Source organism: Pseudomonadota bacterium, assembly GCA_039196715.1.
In the GTDB taxonomy this organism is placed as follows: domain Bacteria; phylum Pseudomonadota; class Gammaproteobacteria; order CALCKW01; family CALCKW01; genus CALCKW01.
This window is the reverse complement of record JBCCUP010000021.1, coordinates 26,422-44,195: the sequence shown is the minus strand read 5'-3', so window position 1 is coordinate 44,195 and position 17,774 is coordinate 26,422. Positions and strand designations below refer to the sequence as shown.

The 17,774-nt window shown below is 66.0% G+C and carries 16 protein-coding genes; 9 read left to right on the top strand and 7 right to left on the bottom strand.

Features of this window, described 5'->3' with window-relative positions; translation table 11 throughout:
* Positions 1-39: 39 nt before the first annotated feature.
* Positions 40-984, bottom strand: coding sequence for a tripartite tricarboxylate transporter substrate-binding protein (locus AAGA11_09635; protein MEM9603113.1), 945 nt, complete (start codon positions 982-984; stop codon positions 40-42).
* Between the two features lie 133 nt (positions 985-1,117).
* On the opposite strand from AAGA11_09635, the gene AAGA11_09630 reads away from it, so the two are divergent.
* From AAGA11_09630 to AAGA11_09615, 4 genes are read left to right on the top strand one after another with little or no spacing between them, the layout of a single operon-like run.
* Positions 1,118-1,654 (top strand): MarR family winged helix-turn-helix transcriptional regulator, encoded by a 537-nt coding sequence (locus tag AAGA11_09630; protein ID MEM9603112.1) that lies wholly within the window; start codon positions 1,118-1,120, stop codon positions 1,652-1,654.
* A complete protein-coding gene (locus tag AAGA11_09625) occupies positions 1,647-3,083 on the top strand; it encodes a sulfatase-like hydrolase/transferase (protein MEM9603111.1) in 1,437 nt (478 codons plus the stop codon). Before AAGA11_09630 ends, AAGA11_09625 begins: the two co-directional genes overlap by 8 nt.
* 4 nt (positions 3,084-3,087) lie before the next feature.
* Positions 3,088-3,942, top strand: coding sequence for an MBL fold metallo-hydrolase (locus tag AAGA11_09620; GenBank protein MEM9603110.1), 855 nt, complete (start codon positions 3,088-3,090; stop codon positions 3,940-3,942).
* 42 nt (positions 3,943-3,984) lie between these two features.
* Positions 3,985-5,619: a long-chain-fatty-acid--CoA ligase gene (locus AAGA11_09615; protein ID MEM9603109.1), complete on the top strand. Its 1,635-nt coding sequence runs from the start codon at positions 3,985-3,987 to the stop codon at positions 5,617-5,619.
* A 130-nt stretch (positions 5,620-5,749) separates the two neighbouring features.
* Here AAGA11_09615 and AAGA11_09610 read toward each other — a convergent pair whose 3' ends face one another.
* The 3 genes from AAGA11_09610 to AAGA11_09600 all read right to left on the bottom strand — a co-directional run bounded on the left by AAGA11_09610 (position 5,750) and on the right by AAGA11_09600 (position 8,385).
* A complete protein-coding gene (locus AAGA11_09610) occupies positions 5,750-6,568 on the bottom strand; it encodes an alpha/beta hydrolase (protein ID MEM9603108.1) in 819 nt (272 codons plus the stop codon).
* The gene (locus AAGA11_09605; protein ID MEM9603107.1) at positions 6,550-6,918 is read right to left on the bottom strand and encodes a 2Fe-2S iron-sulfur cluster-binding protein; all 369 of its coding nucleotides are present in this window, start codon (positions 6,916-6,918) and stop codon (positions 6,550-6,552) included. The genes AAGA11_09610 and AAGA11_09605 overlap by 19 nt, the downstream gene beginning before the upstream one ends.
* A gap of 90 nt (positions 6,919-7,008) precedes the next feature.
* Positions 7,009-8,385 (bottom strand): selenium-binding family protein, encoded by a 1,377-nt coding sequence (locus tag AAGA11_09600; GenBank protein MEM9603106.1) that lies wholly within the window; start codon positions 8,383-8,385, stop codon positions 7,009-7,011.
* A gap of 425 nt (positions 8,386-8,810) precedes the next feature.
* Between AAGA11_09600 and AAGA11_09595 the strand changes: the two genes are divergently transcribed.
* Positions 8,811-9,203 (top strand): nuclear transport factor 2 family protein, encoded by a 393-nt coding sequence (locus AAGA11_09595; GenBank protein ID MEM9603105.1) that lies wholly within the window; start codon positions 8,811-8,813, stop codon positions 9,201-9,203.
* A 21-nt stretch (positions 9,204-9,224) separates the two neighbouring features.
* Here the strand turns inward: AAGA11_09595 and AAGA11_09590 are convergent, their stop codons facing one another.
* Positions 9,225-9,647, bottom strand: a complete 423-nt coding sequence (locus AAGA11_09590; protein ID MEM9603104.1) for a nucleoside deaminase — start codon at positions 9,645-9,647, stop codon at positions 9,225-9,227.
* Positions 9,648-9,788: 141 nt separating this feature from the next.
* Between AAGA11_09590 and AAGA11_09585 the strand changes: the two genes are divergently transcribed.
* The 3 genes from AAGA11_09585 to AAGA11_09575 all read left to right on the top strand — a co-directional run bounded on the left by AAGA11_09585 (position 9,789) and on the right by AAGA11_09575 (position 12,476).
* The gene (locus AAGA11_09585; GenBank protein MEM9603103.1) at positions 9,789-10,802 is read left to right on the top strand and encodes an aldo/keto reductase; all 1,014 of its coding nucleotides are present in this window, start codon (positions 9,789-9,791) and stop codon (positions 10,800-10,802) included.
* 107 nt (positions 10,803-10,909) lie between these two features.
* A complete protein-coding gene (locus AAGA11_09580; GenBank protein ID MEM9603102.1) occupies positions 10,910-11,707 on the top strand; it encodes a phytanoyl-CoA dioxygenase family protein in 798 nt (265 codons plus the stop codon).
* 10 nt (positions 11,708-11,717) lie between these two features.
* A complete protein-coding gene (locus AAGA11_09575; GenBank protein MEM9603101.1) occupies positions 11,718-12,476 on the top strand; it encodes an SDR family oxidoreductase in 759 nt (252 codons plus the stop codon).
* A gap of 10 nt (positions 12,477-12,486) precedes the next feature.
* Here the strand turns inward: AAGA11_09575 and AAGA11_09570 are convergent, their stop codons facing one another.
* The gene (locus AAGA11_09570; protein MEM9603100.1) at positions 12,487-13,980 is read right to left on the bottom strand and encodes a PLP-dependent aminotransferase family protein; all 1,494 of its coding nucleotides are present in this window, start codon (positions 13,978-13,980) and stop codon (positions 12,487-12,489) included.
* 24 nt (positions 13,981-14,004) lie between these two features.
* Positions 14,005-14,835, bottom strand: coding sequence for an inositol monophosphatase family protein (locus AAGA11_09565; GenBank protein MEM9603099.1), 831 nt, complete (start codon positions 14,833-14,835; stop codon positions 14,005-14,007).
* 386 nt (positions 14,836-15,221) lie between these two features.
* On the opposite strand from AAGA11_09565, the gene AAGA11_09560 reads away from it, so the two are divergent.
* Complete coding sequence (locus AAGA11_09560; GenBank protein ID MEM9603098.1) at positions 15,222-17,663, top strand: FAD-dependent oxidoreductase; 2,442 nt, start codon at positions 15,222-15,224, stop codon at positions 17,661-17,663.
* Positions 17,664-17,774: the final 111 nt, after the last annotated feature.

Genomic DNA, 17,774 nt, shown 5'->3' with positions numbered 1-17,774 from the left:
ACGCACGGGCCACGGTGGCCCGAGCGCGCTGCAACCGTCTTACTCGGTCGCCGCCATCAGGGCTTCGGAGTCGGCGACCCCGTCGGCCATGAACTGCACCAGCGGCTCGCCTTGCAACACCGCGGCGCCGCCGAAGGCTTTGCCGATGAAGCCACCGGCCTTGCTCTCGGTGTCTTGCGCGATCTCGGCGATCGCCGAGCTGATGGCGCTGGCCGCGTCTTCCGGCATACCGGCGGGGCCGACGAACAGGAAGTATCCGTCCGCGTTGAAGTCCACCCCGAGCTCGGCCATGGTCGGCGCGGTCGGGGAGATGTTCAGCTTGGTGGAGAGGCCGTAGGCGAGGTTGACCATGTCCCCGGCGGCGACCGCCTTGTTCTGGATGCCCGCACCCCAGCCGATGTCCATGTCGCCCGCGTTCAGGCCGTTCATGACCGCCTTGCCGCCGCGCACGCTGATGATGTTGAACTCCACGCCGTGCGCCTCACCGAGCAGGTAGGCGAGGTCGGCAAGCTTGGGGCTCATGACACCGAAGCGGATGGCCTCACCGCCCTTGGCCGCGGCAACCACGTCGGCAAAGGTGTTCCAGCCTTTCTCGCTTTTGGCGACCACACCCATCTGGAAGCCGGCCGTGGTAGTCAGGTAGGTGAAGTCGTCGACCGCATAACCCGGGTTCTCTGCCACGACCATGTTGTAACCGATCGATTCCGTCACCAACAGGCCGATGACCGTGCCGTCGTTGGGCTGGTCCACCATCGCCTTGGCGAGCACGGAGCCGCCCTTGCCCGTGACCTGCTCTGGGATGATCTTCCAACCGTGGCGCGCCTCGAGCTCTTCGGCGATCATGCGGCCTTGGGTGTCCGCACCGCCGCCGGCCGCGAACGCGATCATCATCTTGATCGGACCGGGTGGCGTCCACTCGGCAACGGCGGACGTCGACACGGCCAGGCCCAGCGCGAGTGCGCAGGCAGTCAGCGAACGAAACATGGCAATTCACCTTCTGTGCAGTATGGTGCAGGCGAGTGTCGTGCGGTTTTGTTGACATGTCAACATCGTTCCCTGACATTGACCCCATGAGCGCAACCGCACCATCAGCCGATCGAGCGACGAGGACAACGCAGTGCAACACGCCGGCACCCCTACCACAACGCAGCCCCGGCACGATCTGGCTGGCGAGGCAGGCGACACACCGTCGCCCGAGGCAGTGAGCGCGGCCCACCGCATCCGAAACGCGGTCACCTACCAGCTGTCGCGCACAGTGACCCGGCTGAATGCCCAGGTGGCCAAGCGCTTGCGCGACGAGCACAACATGAGCATCGCCCAATGGCGGGTGCTCGCCATCCTCGCGGACGAGCACGACACCACCTCGGCGGCAATCCGACGCATCGTCGACATCGACAAGGGCCAACTCAGCCGGCTGGTGAGCGCGATGCAGGTGTGCGGTTGGGTCGACGTCGCCGAGGACCCGCTCGACCTGCGCCGCCAACGCATCAGCCTGACCGACGAGGGCCGCCGCGCACATGCCGGTGCCGAACCGATGATGCGGCGGCGACGTCAGTGGCTGGAATCGCAGATCACGGCCGAGGAGAAGGCCACGCTCGTGGCCATCCTCGAGAAGATCAACACAGCCGCGGAAGCCGAGCTCTGCGATGACTGAACGCGCCGGACAAAACCTGCTGGTCATCGTCTCGGACGAGCACCAGTCGCGCGCGATGGGCTGCGCCGGACACGCTTTCGTCAAGACACCCAACCTCGACGCGCTGGCCGCACGCGGGACGCGCTTCGCCAACGCTTACACGCCCTCGCCCATCTGCGTGCCGGCGCGCGCGTCGTTTGCCACCGGCCGCTACGTGCACCGCAACCGGCTCTGGGACAACGCCATGCCCTACACCGGCGACATTCCGGGCTGGGGGCACCGCCTGCAAGACAGCGGCGTCCCGGTGGAATCGATCGGCAAACTGCACTACCGGCACGCCGAAGACAACGACGGCTTCGACCACAAGCACATCCCGATGATGGTGGTGGACGGCGTCGGCATGGTGTGGGCCTCGCTGCGGCGCGAGCACGAGCGCGTCTTCCCGCGCTCGCGGATGCTCGGCGAGTACATCGGCCCCGGCACCAGCCGCTACACCGAGTACGACGCCGCCGTCACCGCCAGGACCCAAGACTGGCTGCGGGCGCGTGCGACGGATGACGCCCCTTGGTGCCTCTACGTGGGCCTGGTCGCGCCGCACTTCCCGTTCGCCGTGCCCCACGACTTCTTCGACCTCTACCCCCCTGGAAGCCTGCCACCGGTCAAGCAACACCCGAGCACCGGCTACCAACGCCACCCGTGGGTCGAGTTGCAGAACGCGCTCATGGACAGCGAGTCGAATTTCACAGACGCAGCCGAACGCCTCGCGGCACTCTCCTGCTACTACGGCCTGACGACGTGGATGGACCACAACGTCGGGCAGATCCTGAGCGCCCTCGAGGACGCCGGGCTCGCCGACAACACCACGGTGATCTACAGCTCCGACCACGGCGACAACGTCGGTGCGAGGGGCCTCTGGGGGAAGTCCAACCACTACGAGGAATCCGTGGCGGTGCCGCTGATTGTCGCCGGCCCCGGCACGCCGGTCGGCACCTGCAACACGCCCTGCAGCCTGCTCGACCTCAGTGCCACGATTGTCGACCACTTCAACGCCCCGACGCTCGACGACAGCCCGGGCGAGTCCCTCTACGAACTCATGGCCGCACCCGCGAATCCCGAGCGCGAGGTCTTCAGCGAGTACCACGCCGCCGGTGCCGTCTCGGGCGCGTTCATGCTGCGCAAGGGCGACTGGAAGCTGATCCACTACGTCGGCTTCGAACCCGAGCTGTTCAACCTGCGCGAGGACCCCGAAGAACTGACCAACCTGGCAGCCGACCCCGCGCACGCCAAGACACTGGCCCGCCTGGACGCAGCGCTGCGCGCCATCTGTGACCCGGAGGCCATGGACGCGCTCGCGCACGCGGATCAGGCAGCCCTGATTGCGTCCTACGGCGGGCGCGAACGCGCGCTCACGCTCGGCGCCCCAGGTGCCACACCGCCGCCGCGGGTCTGACGCCATGAAGATCACCCTGCTCGGCACCGGCTCCCCCGAGGCCAACGCCCGCCGCGCCAGCTCCGGTTACCTCGTGGAGATCGGCAGCGACCGAATCCTGTTCGACTGTGGCGGGGGCGTGGTGGACCGCCTGCTGCAGGCCGGGCGCCAGCCCTCGGACATCACGCACCTGGTGTTCACGCACCTGCACAGCGACCACATGATCGATTACGCGCGGCTGATCCATGCCGCCTGGGACGAAGGCGGCGCGCCCATCGCCGTGTACGGTCCCGCCCCCATCCGCACGGTGCACGAGCGACTCTTCGGCCGCGAGGGCGCGCTCGCCTTTGACCTGATCGCGCGCACCGAGCTCGAGCAGAGCCAACGGGTCTGGGTCGACCGTGGTGGCACCCTGCCGCGCCCCTGGCCCGCGCCCGCCATCACAGAAATACAAGCCGGTAACAGTATCGACGGCGACGGTTGGCGTATCACCAGCGCCACCGCCGCGCACGCCCAACCGCTGCTCGACTGCTTCGGCTTTCGCCTCGAAGCGGACGGTCAGGTGTTCGTCTACAGCGGCGACACTGCGATCACACCCGAGATCGAAGCGTTGTGCCAGGACGCGGACTTCCTGCTGCACTGGTGCTACCGCCTGGATGACGAGGACCTGCACCCGGCACTCAATGCCATGAGCCCGTCGCCGCAACAGATCGCCGCCATGGCGGCGCGCGCCGGTGTGAAACAGGTGGTGCTGACCCACTTCCGCACCCACATGGACGCCGTCGGCCGCCATGCCGTGGCACTCGCCGGCATCGAATCACCGCCCACGGCCATCGCCGAAGACCTGATGCACTTCACACTGGGCGAGGAATCGGGGTAAAACAGCCGGACGCTCGGCACGATCGGCCACGAGGGGAACGGGATGCTCGGCACCATGATGGACGAACCGCTGCTGATCTCCAGCCTGATCGAGCACGCCGCGCTCTACCACGGCGACACAGACATCGTGTCGGTCGAGACCGACGGCAGTCTGTCTCGCAGCACCTGGCGCGAGATCGCCACCAACGCCCACCGACTCGCCGCCGCGCTGGACGCGCTCGGCCTCGGTCCACTCGACCGCTGCGCCACGATCGCCTGGAACAACCGACGGCACCTGGAGATCTACTTCGGCGTGTCCGGCGCCGGCTTTGTCTGCCACACGCTGAACCCGCGCCTGCACCCCGAGCAGATGACCTACATCGTGAACCACGCCGAAGACAAGGTGCTGTTCATCGACAAAGGCTTCGTGCCACAGGTGCGTGCGCTGCGCGACAGCCTGACATCCGTTGAGCACATTGTCCTCATGGGGCCACGCGACGCCGAGGTCGCGGACGAGATCGACGGAATCCTGTACTACGACGAACTGCTCGCTGCGGCCGCTGACGATCACGTCTGGCCGCGTTTCGACGAACGCAACCCGTCGTCGCTCTGTTACACCTCCGGCACCACAGGCAACCCCAAGGGCGTGCTCTACTCGCACCGCTCGACAGTGTTGCACACCCTCGGCGCGAACCAGCCGGACGGCCACGGGCTCTCCGCCCGGGACACGGTGATGCCGGCGGTACCAATGTTCCACGCGAACGCCTGGGGCGTACCCTATGTCGCGGCCGCCGTGGGGGCACGCCTGGTCTTGCCAGGTGCGAATCTCGACGGCGAGAGCCTGGTGGCGCTGATAGACGGTGAACGCGTAACCATGTCGTTCGGCGTGCCCACGATCTGGATGGGCCTGCTGGACGCACTCGAAAAAACCGGCTCCCGGGCTGCGACGATGCAGCGCACCGTGGTCGGCGGCTCCGCGTTGCCACCGTCAATGTACGCGGCGTTTCGCGACCGCTACGGCATCGAGCTGATCCACGGCTGGGGCATGACCGAAGTCAGCCCGCTCGGCACGGCGAATCAACCGCTGGCCAAACACCTGAGCCTACCCGCCGCCGAACGCGAAGCCCTGCGACTCGCCCAGGGCCGTCCGCCTTTCGGCGTGCAACTGCGCGTTGTCGACACGGACCAACGCGCGTTACCGCGTGACGGCGTGACCGAAGGCATGCTGCAAATCAAGGGATACTGGATTGTCGACACCTACTTCAAGGCCGAACAGAGTGCCCTGACCGACGACGGTTGGTTCGACACCGGCGACGTCGCCACCCTCGACCCTGACGGGTTCCTCGTCATCCGCGACCGCAGCAAGGACGTGATCAAGTCCGGTGGCGAGTGGATCTCGTCGGTGGAACTCGAAAACATCGCCATCGCCCACCCGGGTGTCGCCAACGCCGCGGCGATCGCGGCCTACCACCCGAAATGGGACGAGCGGCCCGTGCTGATCGCCGTGGCCCAGCCCGGCGCCGAGCTCACAGAGCAGGACCTGATTGCGCACTACAACGGCAAGGTCGCGCGGTGGCAGGTGCCGGACCGCGTGGTGTTTGTCGACGAGCTGCCCCTCGGGGCCACCGGCAAGGTGCTCAAGAACCGCCTGCGTGAGCGCCACTGGCAGGTGCTGTCCGACGGGGACGTGCCTGCATAACCCACCGAGTCGCACCGGCAGTGTGGTGCCAGCCACACGGGACATCTGGAGACGCCGAACGGCGCAAGACCGGAATCCGTCGTGCCTGTCCGGCGCGTGCCGTCGTCCACTGCCGTTTCGGCGTGATCGACTACAGTCGTGCCAGGAACCCAGACAGCGCCTCGGCGCACGCGGCGGTTTGTTCGATATGCTGGAAATGGCCGCAGTCTTCGAGCGGCACGAATGTCGCGTTGAGTGTTTTTGCCATGGCCTCGGATTGATCAAGCCGGACCATGCGGTCGTTGTCCGAGGCGATGATCAGGGCGGGCACCTGCACCTTGTCCAGTTGGTCGGTCAGGTCGATTTCCGCGCACGCGAAGAAGTCGCCGTAGACCACGTCCTGCCCGGTCTCGAGCATGCGCTGGCGGCCTTTCTCCTTGAAGAAGGCGCCGGTCTTCTTGTACCAGCTGTACTTGATGATGGCATCGACGGTGTTTTCGAAGTCCTGCTGCAGGCCTTCGAGGATGGCCGGGGACACCTGCAAGGTGCTCGCGGCCCCGATCAGGCAGATGCCGGCGAGCCGCGGGTTTTGCCGGATGGCGAGCGACAGTGTGATGGCCGCCCCCATGCTGTGGCCGGTGAGCACGACGCGGTTCAGGTCCAGCGCGTCCATGACCCCCTCGATCGCGTCCACGTAGGCCTCGATTGACGTGGCCCCGGCCCCGCCGCTCTCGCCGTGGCCCGGCAGATCAATTGCGTAAATGGGGTACTGATCGAGGTCCGCGACGTGGCTCGCCGGGGTCAGCCCCATGGCGCGGGTGACGTCATCCACAGACCGCCAGGCTTGCGGCCAATCCTGGTTGCGTCCGCCAGCACCGTGCACGAGCACGACGGTCACGCCGTCATCTCGCGTCGGTGCGCCATTGAACGCATAGGCGATGTCAGCGCCGTTTACTTCGGTTGCAGGCATTTGATCAGTTCCACGGTCTTCGGGTCGGGGTGGGCAAACGGGTTTCTGTAGAGGGCACCGTGGCTCTCGACACCCACTTCGATGTGGCAGTCTGCCTTCGGCCGGGCGACGCACAACAGGATGTACCCCGCCCGGCTCTGCCGCCGGTTGAGCGCCGTGGCGTTCGGCTGGCGGACAGACCCGGACAACAGGCGGGCCGCGCAGGTGATGCAACCGCCGTAGCGGCAGGCAATGGGCAAGGCATGACCCGCGGCTTCGACGGCGTCGATGATCGCCTCGTCTTCACGGACCGCAAGCGGCGCCCATGCACGGTTGCTGAAGGAAACACGGTGCGTGGCGACGTCTTTCACCGGTTTGCGCCTACGGGCACGGCGCTGTCTCGGACACCGAGGTCGCAAACCATCGCATCGCCGCCCCGGTGTCGACTGGACTCAACCGGGTCACACCCAGATATCGGACGAGCAGTCCCCACCGGGGTAACGGGTCTCATGGGCACGCGCAGGCCCGTTCGGCTCCTTGCCAAAATCCACCACGAAGTCTTCGCGCAGCGTCATGCCACCGTTGGTGGTGTCACAGTCGATGATGAACATCTGGCCGCCCTTGTCCTTGATGTCGGGGTAGAACTGGTTGTCCCAGGTGGAAAACAACGAGGTCGTCACGTAGAGGCGCTTGCCGTCGAGCGACAACTGGATCATTTGCGGCGCCCCGTGTATCTCGATACCGCCAACGGTGGGCGCCTTGCCCAGCAAGCCACCCATGAAAATCTGGCCCGTCAGCACCGGGTTGGAGGGATCACTGATGTCGTACTGGCGCAGATCACCGTGCAACCAGTTGGAGAAATAGAGGTACTTGTCGTCCATGGACAGCAGGATGTCGGTGATCAGGCCCGGCATCGGCACCGGGAAATGATCGACATCGATCGGCTCAACATCGATGATCTTTTCGATCACCAGTTCGCCGTTGTCGTCTTTGTACCAATGGTGGATGTTGGAACTCAACGTGGCGCCCACGAAGCCGTGTGTCGAATCCGGTTCATGGTGAAAACGCACTTCCAGCGGGATCAGGCCCTCGCCGCCGAGGTCGACCGATTTCTCGATCTTCTTGGCTTCAAAGTCCCAGAAGTGGATGTGCCGGCCGTACTTGCCTTCGGCGACATCCGCGAGATCAAATCCCGGCATGAACGTGTTGGGTGCCGCCCATTCCGTTGACACCATCATGTTGTGCCGCGGTTGGTACCAGAAGTCGTAGTTGTAGTTCATGCCGGTGATGTCGTTTTCCCATCGCCCGACGATCTCGAACTCCTTGTTGAGGTGTAGAAAACCGCCCGGGCCTTTGCCGTCGGCATCGCCCAACATCGAAACGATGATGTCAGACCCCAGGCAGTGCACGGTGTGGGGTGCACTGAGGTTGGTCTTGCGCTTGATCTCTTCGCCGGAGATCGTCTTGTGGAGCGTCGGGTTGCGCGGGTCGGTCGCCGTGTCGATGATATAGAAATTGCTGGTGCGCACGCCAGGGACGATGAGGTACTTGCGCGACATCGACGCATCCTGGTTGCACGAGGAACAGGCGTTCCAGCCCATGTGGTGCAACTCATCCCCGATCGTCGGCACCTCGCAGCGGCTGATCACCTGCCCGTAGGTGTCGCTGTTTTCATCGACATCGATGGTGGCGATGTAGTCCGGCTTTTCGATGCCGGTGCCGGTGTAGATACAGATGGTGTACACCACGTTTTCTCGCGGTGCCTTGATCGCATCCTGTGGAGACGCGTACCCGGGTCCGGGGCACGCACAGGCCGCGCTTTGCTGGTTTGCTGACATCGTTGTTCTCCACGGAGTTTCGTGACGTACACGGTACAGGGTGCGTTGTCGCCGGCAAACAACCCGTCGTCCAACAGCGTTTGGGCAGTCAGTTTTCGGGCATCGCGAGCATCCGCCAGGTCACCCGGGAAACGCCCCGGAACTGCAACCGATGTCTCGCGGCGTTGCGTGTGCGACACTCGCCCTTGCAAAACGTCCGACGCCCACGACACGGTATCGAATTACGACAACATCGGCAATTCTTCGGCATGACCTCACGCCGGTGAGCTTGAGAAGGCACACGCCGCGCTGGACCGGCAGGCAGCGCAGGACGCGGTGCGGTATCGGGAACAGCACGCAGCGGGGCGCGGCGTGCGTCACCCGGTCACAGGCACAGCTACCACACAAACGAAGCGACCCCGACACCGCTGGCCACAGGAGACACCATGACCCCGCGCGAGGTTGTCCTGGCATTTTGGGACGCGATGCAATCCAACGATTTTGAACGCGCCAGCGCGTGGCTCAGCACGGACTTCGAGGGCCACTGGCCACAATCCGGGGAGCTGACACGGGGTCGGCAGGCCTTCGCCCGAATCAACACCGAATACCCGGCCAAGGCCCGCTGGCATTTTCAGCTCAACAGCATCGTGTGCGAGGGCGCGCGGGTGGTCACCGACGTGTCGGTGACCGACGGCACAACGGCTGGTCGGGCCATCACCTTTCACACGGTTGAGAACGGCCTGATTACGCGGCAAACGGAATTCTGGCCAGACCCGTTCGAGGCGCCGGCTTGGCGCGCTGCGTGGGTCAAGGTGGTGGATGCGCCACCGTTCGGTTGACGGGCTTGAAAAACGGGTGGATCAGTCCTCGGCGATGTCTTCCAGCCAGAGCGCCGGTTTCTCCTCGACGAAGCGTTTCATGAGCGCGATGCAATCGGGGTCGTTGACCACGATGACTTCGACGCCGCGCTCTCGCAGAAAATCCTCGTTGCCGCCGAAGTTGACGTTCTCCCCGACCACGACACGCGGAATCCCGAACTGCACGATCGTGCCCGAGCACATCATGCAGGGCGAGAGCGAGGTGTAGAGCGTCTTGTCGCGGTAGGTCTTCTGGCGCCCGGCCTTGCGCAAACAGTCCATTTCCCCGTGCGCAATCGGGTCGCCGCCCTGCACGCGCTGGTTGCGCCCCTGCGCGATCAACTCGTCACCGCGCGCGAGAACCGAACCGATCGGACAGCCGCCCTCGTCGAAGCCGGCCTTGGCCTCGTCGTACGCCAGTCGCAGGAATCGGGCATCGGTCTAGTTCAGCATGACAGTGTCTCGGCGGATTGGAATCACAGCGGCGGTCCCGACACGGCCCGGCCCTTGCGCGGGGCAGACGGGAGCGAGGACACTGTAACCTTTTCCACACGGCTTCACACCACCATGCACACGCGCACCATCGGGCCGCTCACGGTCTCCGCCATCGGTCTGGGTTGCATGAACATGTCGATGGGGTACGGCGCGGCGGTCGATGCGGACTCGGAGTCTCTGCTAAACGCTGCGTTGGACAACGGGTACAGCTTCCTCGACACCGCCGCGCTCTACGGCGGCGGCCACAACGAGCGGCTGATCGGTCGGGCGCTCAAGCACCGCCGACAGGAGTACGTGCTCGCAACCAAGGGCGGATTCACCCGCACCGCCGATGGCAAGGCCACCATCAACGGTCGACCGGAGGCGATACGCCGCGATTGCGAGGCCAGTCTGAAGCGGCTCGGCACCGACGTGATCGACCTCTACTACGTCCACCGCCTGGACACCGATGTGCCGGTTGAGGAGACCACCGGGGCGCTCGCCGACCTCAAAGCCGCGGGCAAGGTGCGCGCGATCGGCCTGTCCGAAGTGTGCACCGCGAGCTTGCGCCGCGCCCACGTCGAACACCCGATCGACGCCGTGCAGAGCGAGTACTCCCTGTGGTCGCGCACCCCGGAGCACGGTGTGCTCCAGGCCTGCGCCGAGCTCGGTGTCACCCTGGTGCCGTTCTCCCCGCTCGCGCGCGGCTTCCTCGCGGGTTCGTCGCACGACGTGAACACGCTCGCCGAGACGGACCTGCGCGCCACCATTGCACGGCCAAGCTTCGAGCCCGACGCCTTTGCGCACAACGTGGCGCTGCTGACGCCGTTCAACGCGGTCGCCGAGCGGATCGGGTGCACACCCGCGCAGCTCGCGCTTGCCTGGCTGCTCGCACACCGCAACGACACCGGCGCACGCACGCTGGTGCCGATCCCCGGCACCAAGCACATCGACTGGATGCGCGAGAACGCCGGTGCGGGCGACATCGCACTGGATGACGACACCGTCTCCGAACTGGACGCGCTGATCAACGAGGACGCTGTCTCGGGCCAACGCTACACCGATGCCCTGATGGCCAGCACCGATTCGGAACGGGATCGGATCTGAGCCCCCCTTTAGCTGACCCTCCCCGGTCGGCGACCGGGACGCCTGTGTTGCTGGAGCTCGACCGGTCTTTCGCGTAAGTTGGCGGGTTGGACACACTGATCGCCACCATGACCTTTGCCGTTTCCGACGCCACCGTCGAGGCCTTCCAACGCGACGGCGCCGTGCTGATCCCGGGCCTGTTTGACGGCTGGGTCGACACGATCGCCGCCGGCATCGAGCGCAACATGGCCGAGCCCGGCCCCTACGCGGCGGAGAACCTGAAACCGGGCGAAGGCGGCCGCTTCTTCGACGACTACTGCAACTGGCAGCGCATCCCGGAGTTCACCGAGGTGGTTGAACGCTCGCCGGTGGCCTGCGTGGCCGCGCAGCTGATGCGCTCACGCGCGGTCCAGCTGTTCCACGACCATGTGCTGGTCAAGGAACCCGGCACCACCAAGCCGACGCCCTGGCATCAGGACGCACCCTACTACTTCGTCGACGGTGAGCAGACCGTGAGCTTCTGGTCGCCCGTCGAGGCCGTGACCGACGCGACGCTGCGCTGCGTTGCGGGCTCGCACCGGTGGGCGAAACCCGTGCTGCCGGTGCGCTGGTTGGCGGAGGACACTTTCTACCCCGACCCGGGCGCCTTCATGCCGGTCCCCGACCCGGACGCCGAGGGCATGCCCGTGGTCGAATGGGCCTTGCAGCCGGGCGACGCGGTGGCGTTTCACTTCAAGACCTTGCACGGTGCGCGGGGCAACACCAGCGCCAACCGGCGGCGCGCCTTTTCCCTGCGACTGGTCGGCGACGATGCCCGCTACGTCGAGCGCCCCGGCCGCACCTCACCACCCTTCCCCGGCCACGCGATGCAAGCGGGCCAACGCCTGCGCGAAGACTGGTTCCCCTACCTGATCACCGCACCCTGAACGCAACCGAATGGACATAGACAACCGACACTTCGTGGTCACGGGGGCCGCCCGCGGCCTGGGCCTGGCGATCACCCGGACACTGCTCGACCGCGGCGGCCGGGTCACCCTGGCCGACGTCGACGCCGACAGCCTGGCGCGCGCGCGGCGCGCGCTGGACGCCGTTGACCGCACCGCCACCTGCGTGTGCGACGTCAGCGACGAGCACCAGGTCGAGACGCTCTTCAATGCCGCCCAGGCCGCCTTTGGTGCCGTGCACGGCGTGGTCTGCAACGCGGGCATCCTGCGCGACGCCCTCTTGGTGAAGGCCGAGAATGGCGAGGTGACCAACCGCATGTCATTGCAAGCCTGGCAAGCGGTGATCGACGTCAACCTGACGGGCGTCTTCCTGACCGGGCGGGAGGCCGCGTCGCGCATGGTCGCGCACGGCGAGGGCGGCGTCATCGTGAACATCTCGAGCATCAGTCGCGCCGGCAACCCGGGGCAGAGCAACTACGCGGCCGCCAAGGCCGGGGTGGCCGCCCTGACCACGACTTGGGCCGGCGAACTCGCCCGGTACGGCATCCGGTGCAACGCGGTTGCACCCGGCGTTATCGACACCGACATGGTGGCCTCGATGAAAGCCGACGCCCGCGACCGCTTGATCAGCGCGACGCGGGTGGGCCGCCTCGGCACAGTCGAGGAGCTCGCAGACGCGGTGCGCTTTCTGATCGAGAACGGCTTCAACAACGGCCGCGTGCTGGAGTTCGACGGCGGTATGCGGTTGTAACCGCTCGCCCTCAACTCATCGCCCGGACCAGCTTCGAGACCCGCGCCACACCCTCGGCGATGCGGCTGGCATCGATCGACGAGAAGCCGAGCCTGAAGGTGTTCCGCGGCGCGTTGTCAGGGTCGTGGTAGTGCACCGCGCCCGGTTCGATCAACACACTCTGCTCCAGCGCCGCGCTGTAGAGCGCCTGCGCATCGAGCGTGTCCGGCCCCGTGACCCAGAAGGCCGTGCCGCCGAAACTCGGCGCCCGTGACGCCTCGGGCAGGTGCGTGTTCAAGGCATCGCCCAACACGGACCAGCGCTCGCGGTAGATCTTGTGCAAGCGCGTCACCAGCGCATCGTAGTGGCCGAGCGACAGAAACAGGGCCAGCTTCTGCTGGTTGTTGGTCGGCGGGTGCCGGTAGCCAAAGCGGCGCAGGGCACGCAGCTCCCGGACGACGGGCGCCGGCGCTACGAGGTAGCCCACACGCAAGCCCGGCGCCACCACCTTCGAGAGACTGCCGACGTAGATCACGCGGCCGTCGCTGTCGAGGCTCTTGAGTGCCGGCACCGGGTCACTCAGGTAGTTCGTCTCGCTCTCGTAGTCGTCCTCGATCACCACCGCATCGATGTCGCGCGCCTTGTTCAACAACGCCTCGCGTCGGTCGAGCGGCATGGTGGCCGTGGTCGGCGATTGGTGGCTGGGCGTCACATAGATGCTGTCGCAGCCGTTGAGCGCGTCGGAGACGACCAACCCGGCGTCGTCGACATCGATGGGCCTGACTTCGCCGGCGGTCATGCGGAACATGTTACGCGCGTCGGTGTAGCCGGGGTTCTCCATCGCCACAACCGAGCGTGCGCCGTGCAACAGCGTGCTGACCAACATCAGCGCATTCTGTGCACCGAGCGTGATCAGCACCTCGTCCTCGTCGGCAAACACGCCGCGGCGCGGCAGCACGCGCAAGCGGATCTGCTCGACGAGCTCAGCGAGGTCGTGGTCGACACGGTCGCGTGCCCAATCGTGGATCGCCGACACCGAACTCGCCTGCCGGGAGCATTCGCGCCAGTCGTTGACCGGGATCAACGACGGGTCCGGCTGCCCGTAGACAAAGGGGTAATCAAACGCCCGCCAGTTGTCCGGCTTGACAATGTTGCGCAAGCGCGAGGGTTGGATCACGGCCCGGCTGTGCCACTCGACCGTGCACCGGTCGGCGTCCTGCGCCGGCGACGGTGCCCCACCCTGCACCCGCCCGGCGAGGATATCGCGGTTGACGAAATAGCCCTGCCGTTCCCGTGCAATCAGGAAATTCTCGTCGATCAGCTGCTGATAGGCGATCACGACGGTGTTGCGCGAGACCGACAGGTGCCGCGCCAGCACGCGGGAACTCGGCAGCGGTTTCTGCTCCGAAACGCGCCCGTCGAGTATCGCCGCGACCAGTTGCTCGCGCAGTTGGCGCTGCAGGCTCAGCTCGAGCGACGCATCGAGCTGAAACAATTGCCGCCACATCACCGCTTCGTTGTCCATGGTCGTCTCAGTCCCCGCCTGTAGTCACGCGCCGCCCCGCAGCCGCGCCAGGGCCTCGCGGTGCAAGGCCGGTGTGGCCGCTGCCACGACGGTGCCCCCCTGGGAGGGGTCGCCGCCGTCCCAGCTCGTGACGACGCCCCCGGCCGCCTCGATGATCGGAATCAACGCGTAGATGTCGTAGCACTGCAGCCCCGCCTCGACCACAAGGTCCGCGTGCCCCGCCGCCAACAGAGCGTAGGAGTAGCAATCAGCGCCCATCCGCTCCAGCCGCACGGCCGCGGCAACGCGCTCGTACGCCGGCCGCTCGGCCTCGGTGAAGATGTCGCGGCTGGTGCAGAACAGCCGGGCGTCCGCGAGCGACTCGACGTCCGAGCAGGCGAGCGTCTGCGTGTCACCCCGGTGTTGCAGCGTGCCACCCAGGCGGCTGCCACAGTACAGCTCGTCGGTGAAGGGCTGGTAGAGAATGCCGGCCACCGGCCGGCGGCCGTCGCTGAGCCCGACCAGCGTGCCCCACAGCGGCACACCACTGATGAAGGACCGCGTGCCGTCGATCGGATCGACAACCCACGTCAGCCCGGTGGTGCCGGCGGTGTAGCCGTCTTCTTCGCCAAAAAAGCCGTTGCCGGGCAGGGCTGACGCCAGCGCGGCCCGCAACTGGCGCTCACAGGCGCGGTCTGCCTCGGTCACGGGGTCGAATCCGTCCGCCAGTTTGTTGTCGATCGCCAGTTTTTGCCGGAAATGGCGCAGGGTCACCGACGCCGTGTCGGACACGAGCGTGCAGGCCACGCTCGTCATCTGTGCGAGCGTGGTGTCGTCCAGCGCGACCTGATCCGAACTCAGAAACGGTAAACTCATGATTTAATTGATATTATTGATCTGCGCATCGGCAGACTCACAAAACCGTAATATATCATTCGACGAAAACGCGGCCGTTGGTTTTATCTGTGCTAAACCCCTATGGTCCGTCCAAACGGACCGGGTCGCCAAGACCACTTCGACACAGTCGCCGCGGCGCATCGGACACGACGCCCGCACAGACGCTTCCGAGTCCACAGCCATTGGGCTATCAGACTCCGTAACCTTGCGAGTTACCGAGGTCGAGCACGGATGCTCCACCTTCGCAAGGCGACACCCCGAACCGGGGCTGTCGACTTCTCATAACTGACCGTCGTTGCCTACGGCTTCGCCCAACCCGGGCGGCGCTACTCTGTGTGGCTGTCCCACGTTGCCGGAGCCCTCCCATGCCAGTGTCCTTGCCCAGTCACGCCCGTGCGGTTGTTATCGGCGGCGGTGTCGCCGGCGCGAGTGTGCTCTACCACCTCGCAGAGATGGGGTGGACCGATGTGGTGTTGCTCGAGCGCCAACAGCTGACCTCGGGCACCACCTGGCACGCCGCTGGGCTCATGGGGTCGGTGCGTACGAACGAGCCCCATTCGTTCATGGTCAACTACACCCGCGAGCTCTACAAAAAGCTCGAAGCCGAGACCGGCCAGGGCACCGGATTCAAGCAGGTTGGCTCCTTGAGCGTCGCGTCGGATGCCGAGCGCTTCGAGGAATACAAGCGCGCCGTCGACAGCGCCAACGCCTTCGGTGTCGAGTCCCACCTGATCACGCCGAGCGAACTGAAAGACCTCTACCCGCTGATCAACACCGACGATGTGCTCGGCGCCATGCACTTGCCACTCGACGGACAGGTCGACCCCTCGGGCGCCACCAACACGCTGGTGCGCGCCGCACGCAACCGCGGCGCAAAAATCTTCGAGGGCGTGACCGTCACCGGAGTGACGACGGCGGGTGGGCGCGTCAGCGGTGTCGACACCACCGACGGGCACATCGCGTGCGAGGTGGTGGTCAACGCCGCCGGCCTCTGGGCACACGAACTCGGCAAGCTCTCCGGCGTCAACGTGCCGCTGCACGCCTGCGAGCACTTCTACGTTGTCACCGACAAACACCCCGATATCCCAAAGGACCTGCCCGTGATGCGCGAGCACTCGGCAGAGGCCTACTTCAAAGAAGACGCGGGCAGCCTGCTGATCGGCGCCTTCGAGAAAAAGGCCAAACCGTACAAGGTCGCCGACATCCCGGCGGATTCGGCGTACCTCGAATTGCCCGAGGACTGGGACCACTTCATGCCCATTCTCGAGGCCGCGATGCACCGCGTGCCACTGTTGGAAAACCTCGGCATCCGCAAGTTCTTCAACGGCCCCGAGAGCTTTACGCCCGACGACCAGTTCCACATGGGAGAAGCGCCGGAGTTGCCAGGCTACTTCATGCTCGCGGGTTTCAATTCGGTCGGCATCCAGACCGCGCCGGGTGCCGCAAAGGTGCTCGCGGATTGGATCGCAAACGGCAAGCCTGCCTTCGAGGTGCTGGCCAACGACCCCGCGCGCAACCCGACGTACAGCAACAACACGGTCTACCTCGGCGAGCGCGCATCCGAGACCCTGGGCCTGCTGTACGACCACCATTTCCCCTACCGCCAGTTCGCGTCCGCGCGCGGCGTGCGCCGCTCGCCCATCCACGCCGAACTCAAGGCGGCCAACGCCTGCTTCGGCACGATTGCCGGCTTCGAGCGCCCGAACTGGTTCGCGCCCGAGGGCGTGACTCCAGTGTACGAGTACAGCTTCGGCCGCCAGAACTGGTTTGACTACAGCGCCGCCGAACACGCCGCCGTGCGCGAGCGCGTCGGCCTGATCGACATTTCGTCGTTCGGCAAAATCCGCGTGCAGGGCCGCGACACCTGTGCCCAACTCAACCGGATTTGCGCCAACGACGTTGACGTGTCGGTCGGCCGCATTGTCTACACGCAGTGGTGCAATGCCCACGGTGGCATCGAGGCCGATGTCACCGTGCAGCGCCTTGGCGAAACCTGCTTCCACGTGGTCTGCCCCGCGGCGACCACCAACCGCGAGCTGCGCTGGTTGCATCTCAACATCGACCCGGCCAGCCATTGCACCGTCACCGACGTCACGGGCAACGAGGCCGTCTTCGCGGTCATGGGCCCCGACAGCCGCACGCTCCTCAGCGCGCTGACCCCGAGCCCACTCGACAACGACAGCTTCCCGTTCGGCACGGTACAGACGATCGACATCGGCTATGCACAGGTGCGCGCGGCCCGCCTGACCTACGTCGGCGAGCTCGGGTGGGAGCTGCACATGCCGTGCGAGGTCGCGGGCCACGTGTTCGAGACGCTCATGGCATCACCCCATGCGCCGACGCTGGTCGGCATGCACGCCATGGATTCGCTCCGCATCGAAAAAGGCTACCGCCACTTCGGCCACGACATCGGTGAAGTCGACACGCCACTCGAGGCCGGGCTTGGCTTTGCCGTTGCCTTTGACAAGCCGGACTTCATCGGCCGCGATGTGTTGCTGGCGCAGCGGGAAGAACGGCCACTCAAGAAACGCCTGGTGCAGTTCCAGTTGCAGGACGCTCAACCGCTGCTCTACCACGCCGAGCCGATCCTGCTCGACGGCAAGATCGTGGGGTACACGAGTTCCGGCAACTACGGCCACCACCTCGGCGGCGCGATTGCGATGGGCTACGTGAAACTCGATGAGCCGGTCACCGCAGAGACGGTGAACACCAGCAACTGGTCCATCCGTGTCGCGGGCCGGGACATCGCCGCCACGGCCTCGTTCAAACCCCTCTACGACCCGAGCAACGCGCGCATCCGCGCCTGAGGGACCGCGCGCAGACCGGCCTCCGGGCGCGCGCCGAGGCCGGAGCACATCGGTGCACGCCGCGGCGAGTCGCCCCACGGCGCGCGTCTACACTTTGCGGGTGTCTTTGCG

What these genes read in the sequence shown, in the direction of transcription:
- AAGA11_09635 (MEM9603113.1), bottom strand. Translation starts at nt 984, where the DNA reads ATGTTTCGTTCGCTGACTGCCTGCGCACTCGCGCTGGGCCTGGCCGTG.
- AAGA11_09625 (MEM9603111.1), top strand. Translation starts at nt 1,647, where the DNA reads ATGACTGAACGCGCCGGACAAAACCTGCTGGTCATCGTCTCGGACGAG.
- AAGA11_09620 (MEM9603110.1), top strand. Translation starts at nt 3,088, where the DNA reads ATGAAGATCACCCTGCTCGGCACCGGCTCCCCCGAGGCCAACGCCCGC.
- AAGA11_09615 (MEM9603109.1), top strand. Translation starts at nt 3,985, where the DNA reads ATGCTCGGCACCATGATGGACGAACCGCTGCTGATCTCCAGCCTGATC.
- AAGA11_09610 (MEM9603108.1), bottom strand. Translation starts at nt 6,568, where the DNA reads ATGCCTGCAACCGAAGTAAACGGCGCTGACATCGCCTATGCGTTCAAT.
- AAGA11_09600 (MEM9603106.1), bottom strand. Translation starts at nt 8,385, where the DNA reads ATGTCAGCAAACCAGCAAAGCGCGGCCTGTGCGTGCCCCGGACCCGGG.
- AAGA11_09595 (MEM9603105.1), top strand. Translation starts at nt 8,811, where the DNA reads ATGACCCCGCGCGAGGTTGTCCTGGCATTTTGGGACGCGATGCAATCC.
- AAGA11_09585 (MEM9603103.1), top strand. Translation starts at nt 9,789, where the DNA reads ATGCACACGCGCACCATCGGGCCGCTCACGGTCTCCGCCATCGGTCTG.
- AAGA11_09580 (MEM9603102.1), top strand. Translation starts at nt 10,910, where the DNA reads ATGACCTTTGCCGTTTCCGACGCCACCGTCGAGGCCTTCCAACGCGAC.
- AAGA11_09575 (MEM9603101.1), top strand. Translation starts at nt 11,718, where the DNA reads ATGGACATAGACAACCGACACTTCGTGGTCACGGGGGCCGCCCGCGGC.
- AAGA11_09570 (MEM9603100.1), bottom strand. Translation starts at nt 13,980, where the DNA reads ATGGACAACGAAGCGGTGATGTGGCGGCAATTGTTTCAGCTCGATGCG.
- AAGA11_09565 (MEM9603099.1), bottom strand. Translation starts at nt 14,835, where the DNA reads ATGAGTTTACCGTTTCTGAGTTCGGATCAGGTCGCGCTGGACGACACC.
- AAGA11_09560 (MEM9603098.1), top strand. Translation starts at nt 15,222, where the DNA reads ATGCCAGTGTCCTTGCCCAGTCACGCCCGTGCGGTTGTTATCGGCGGC.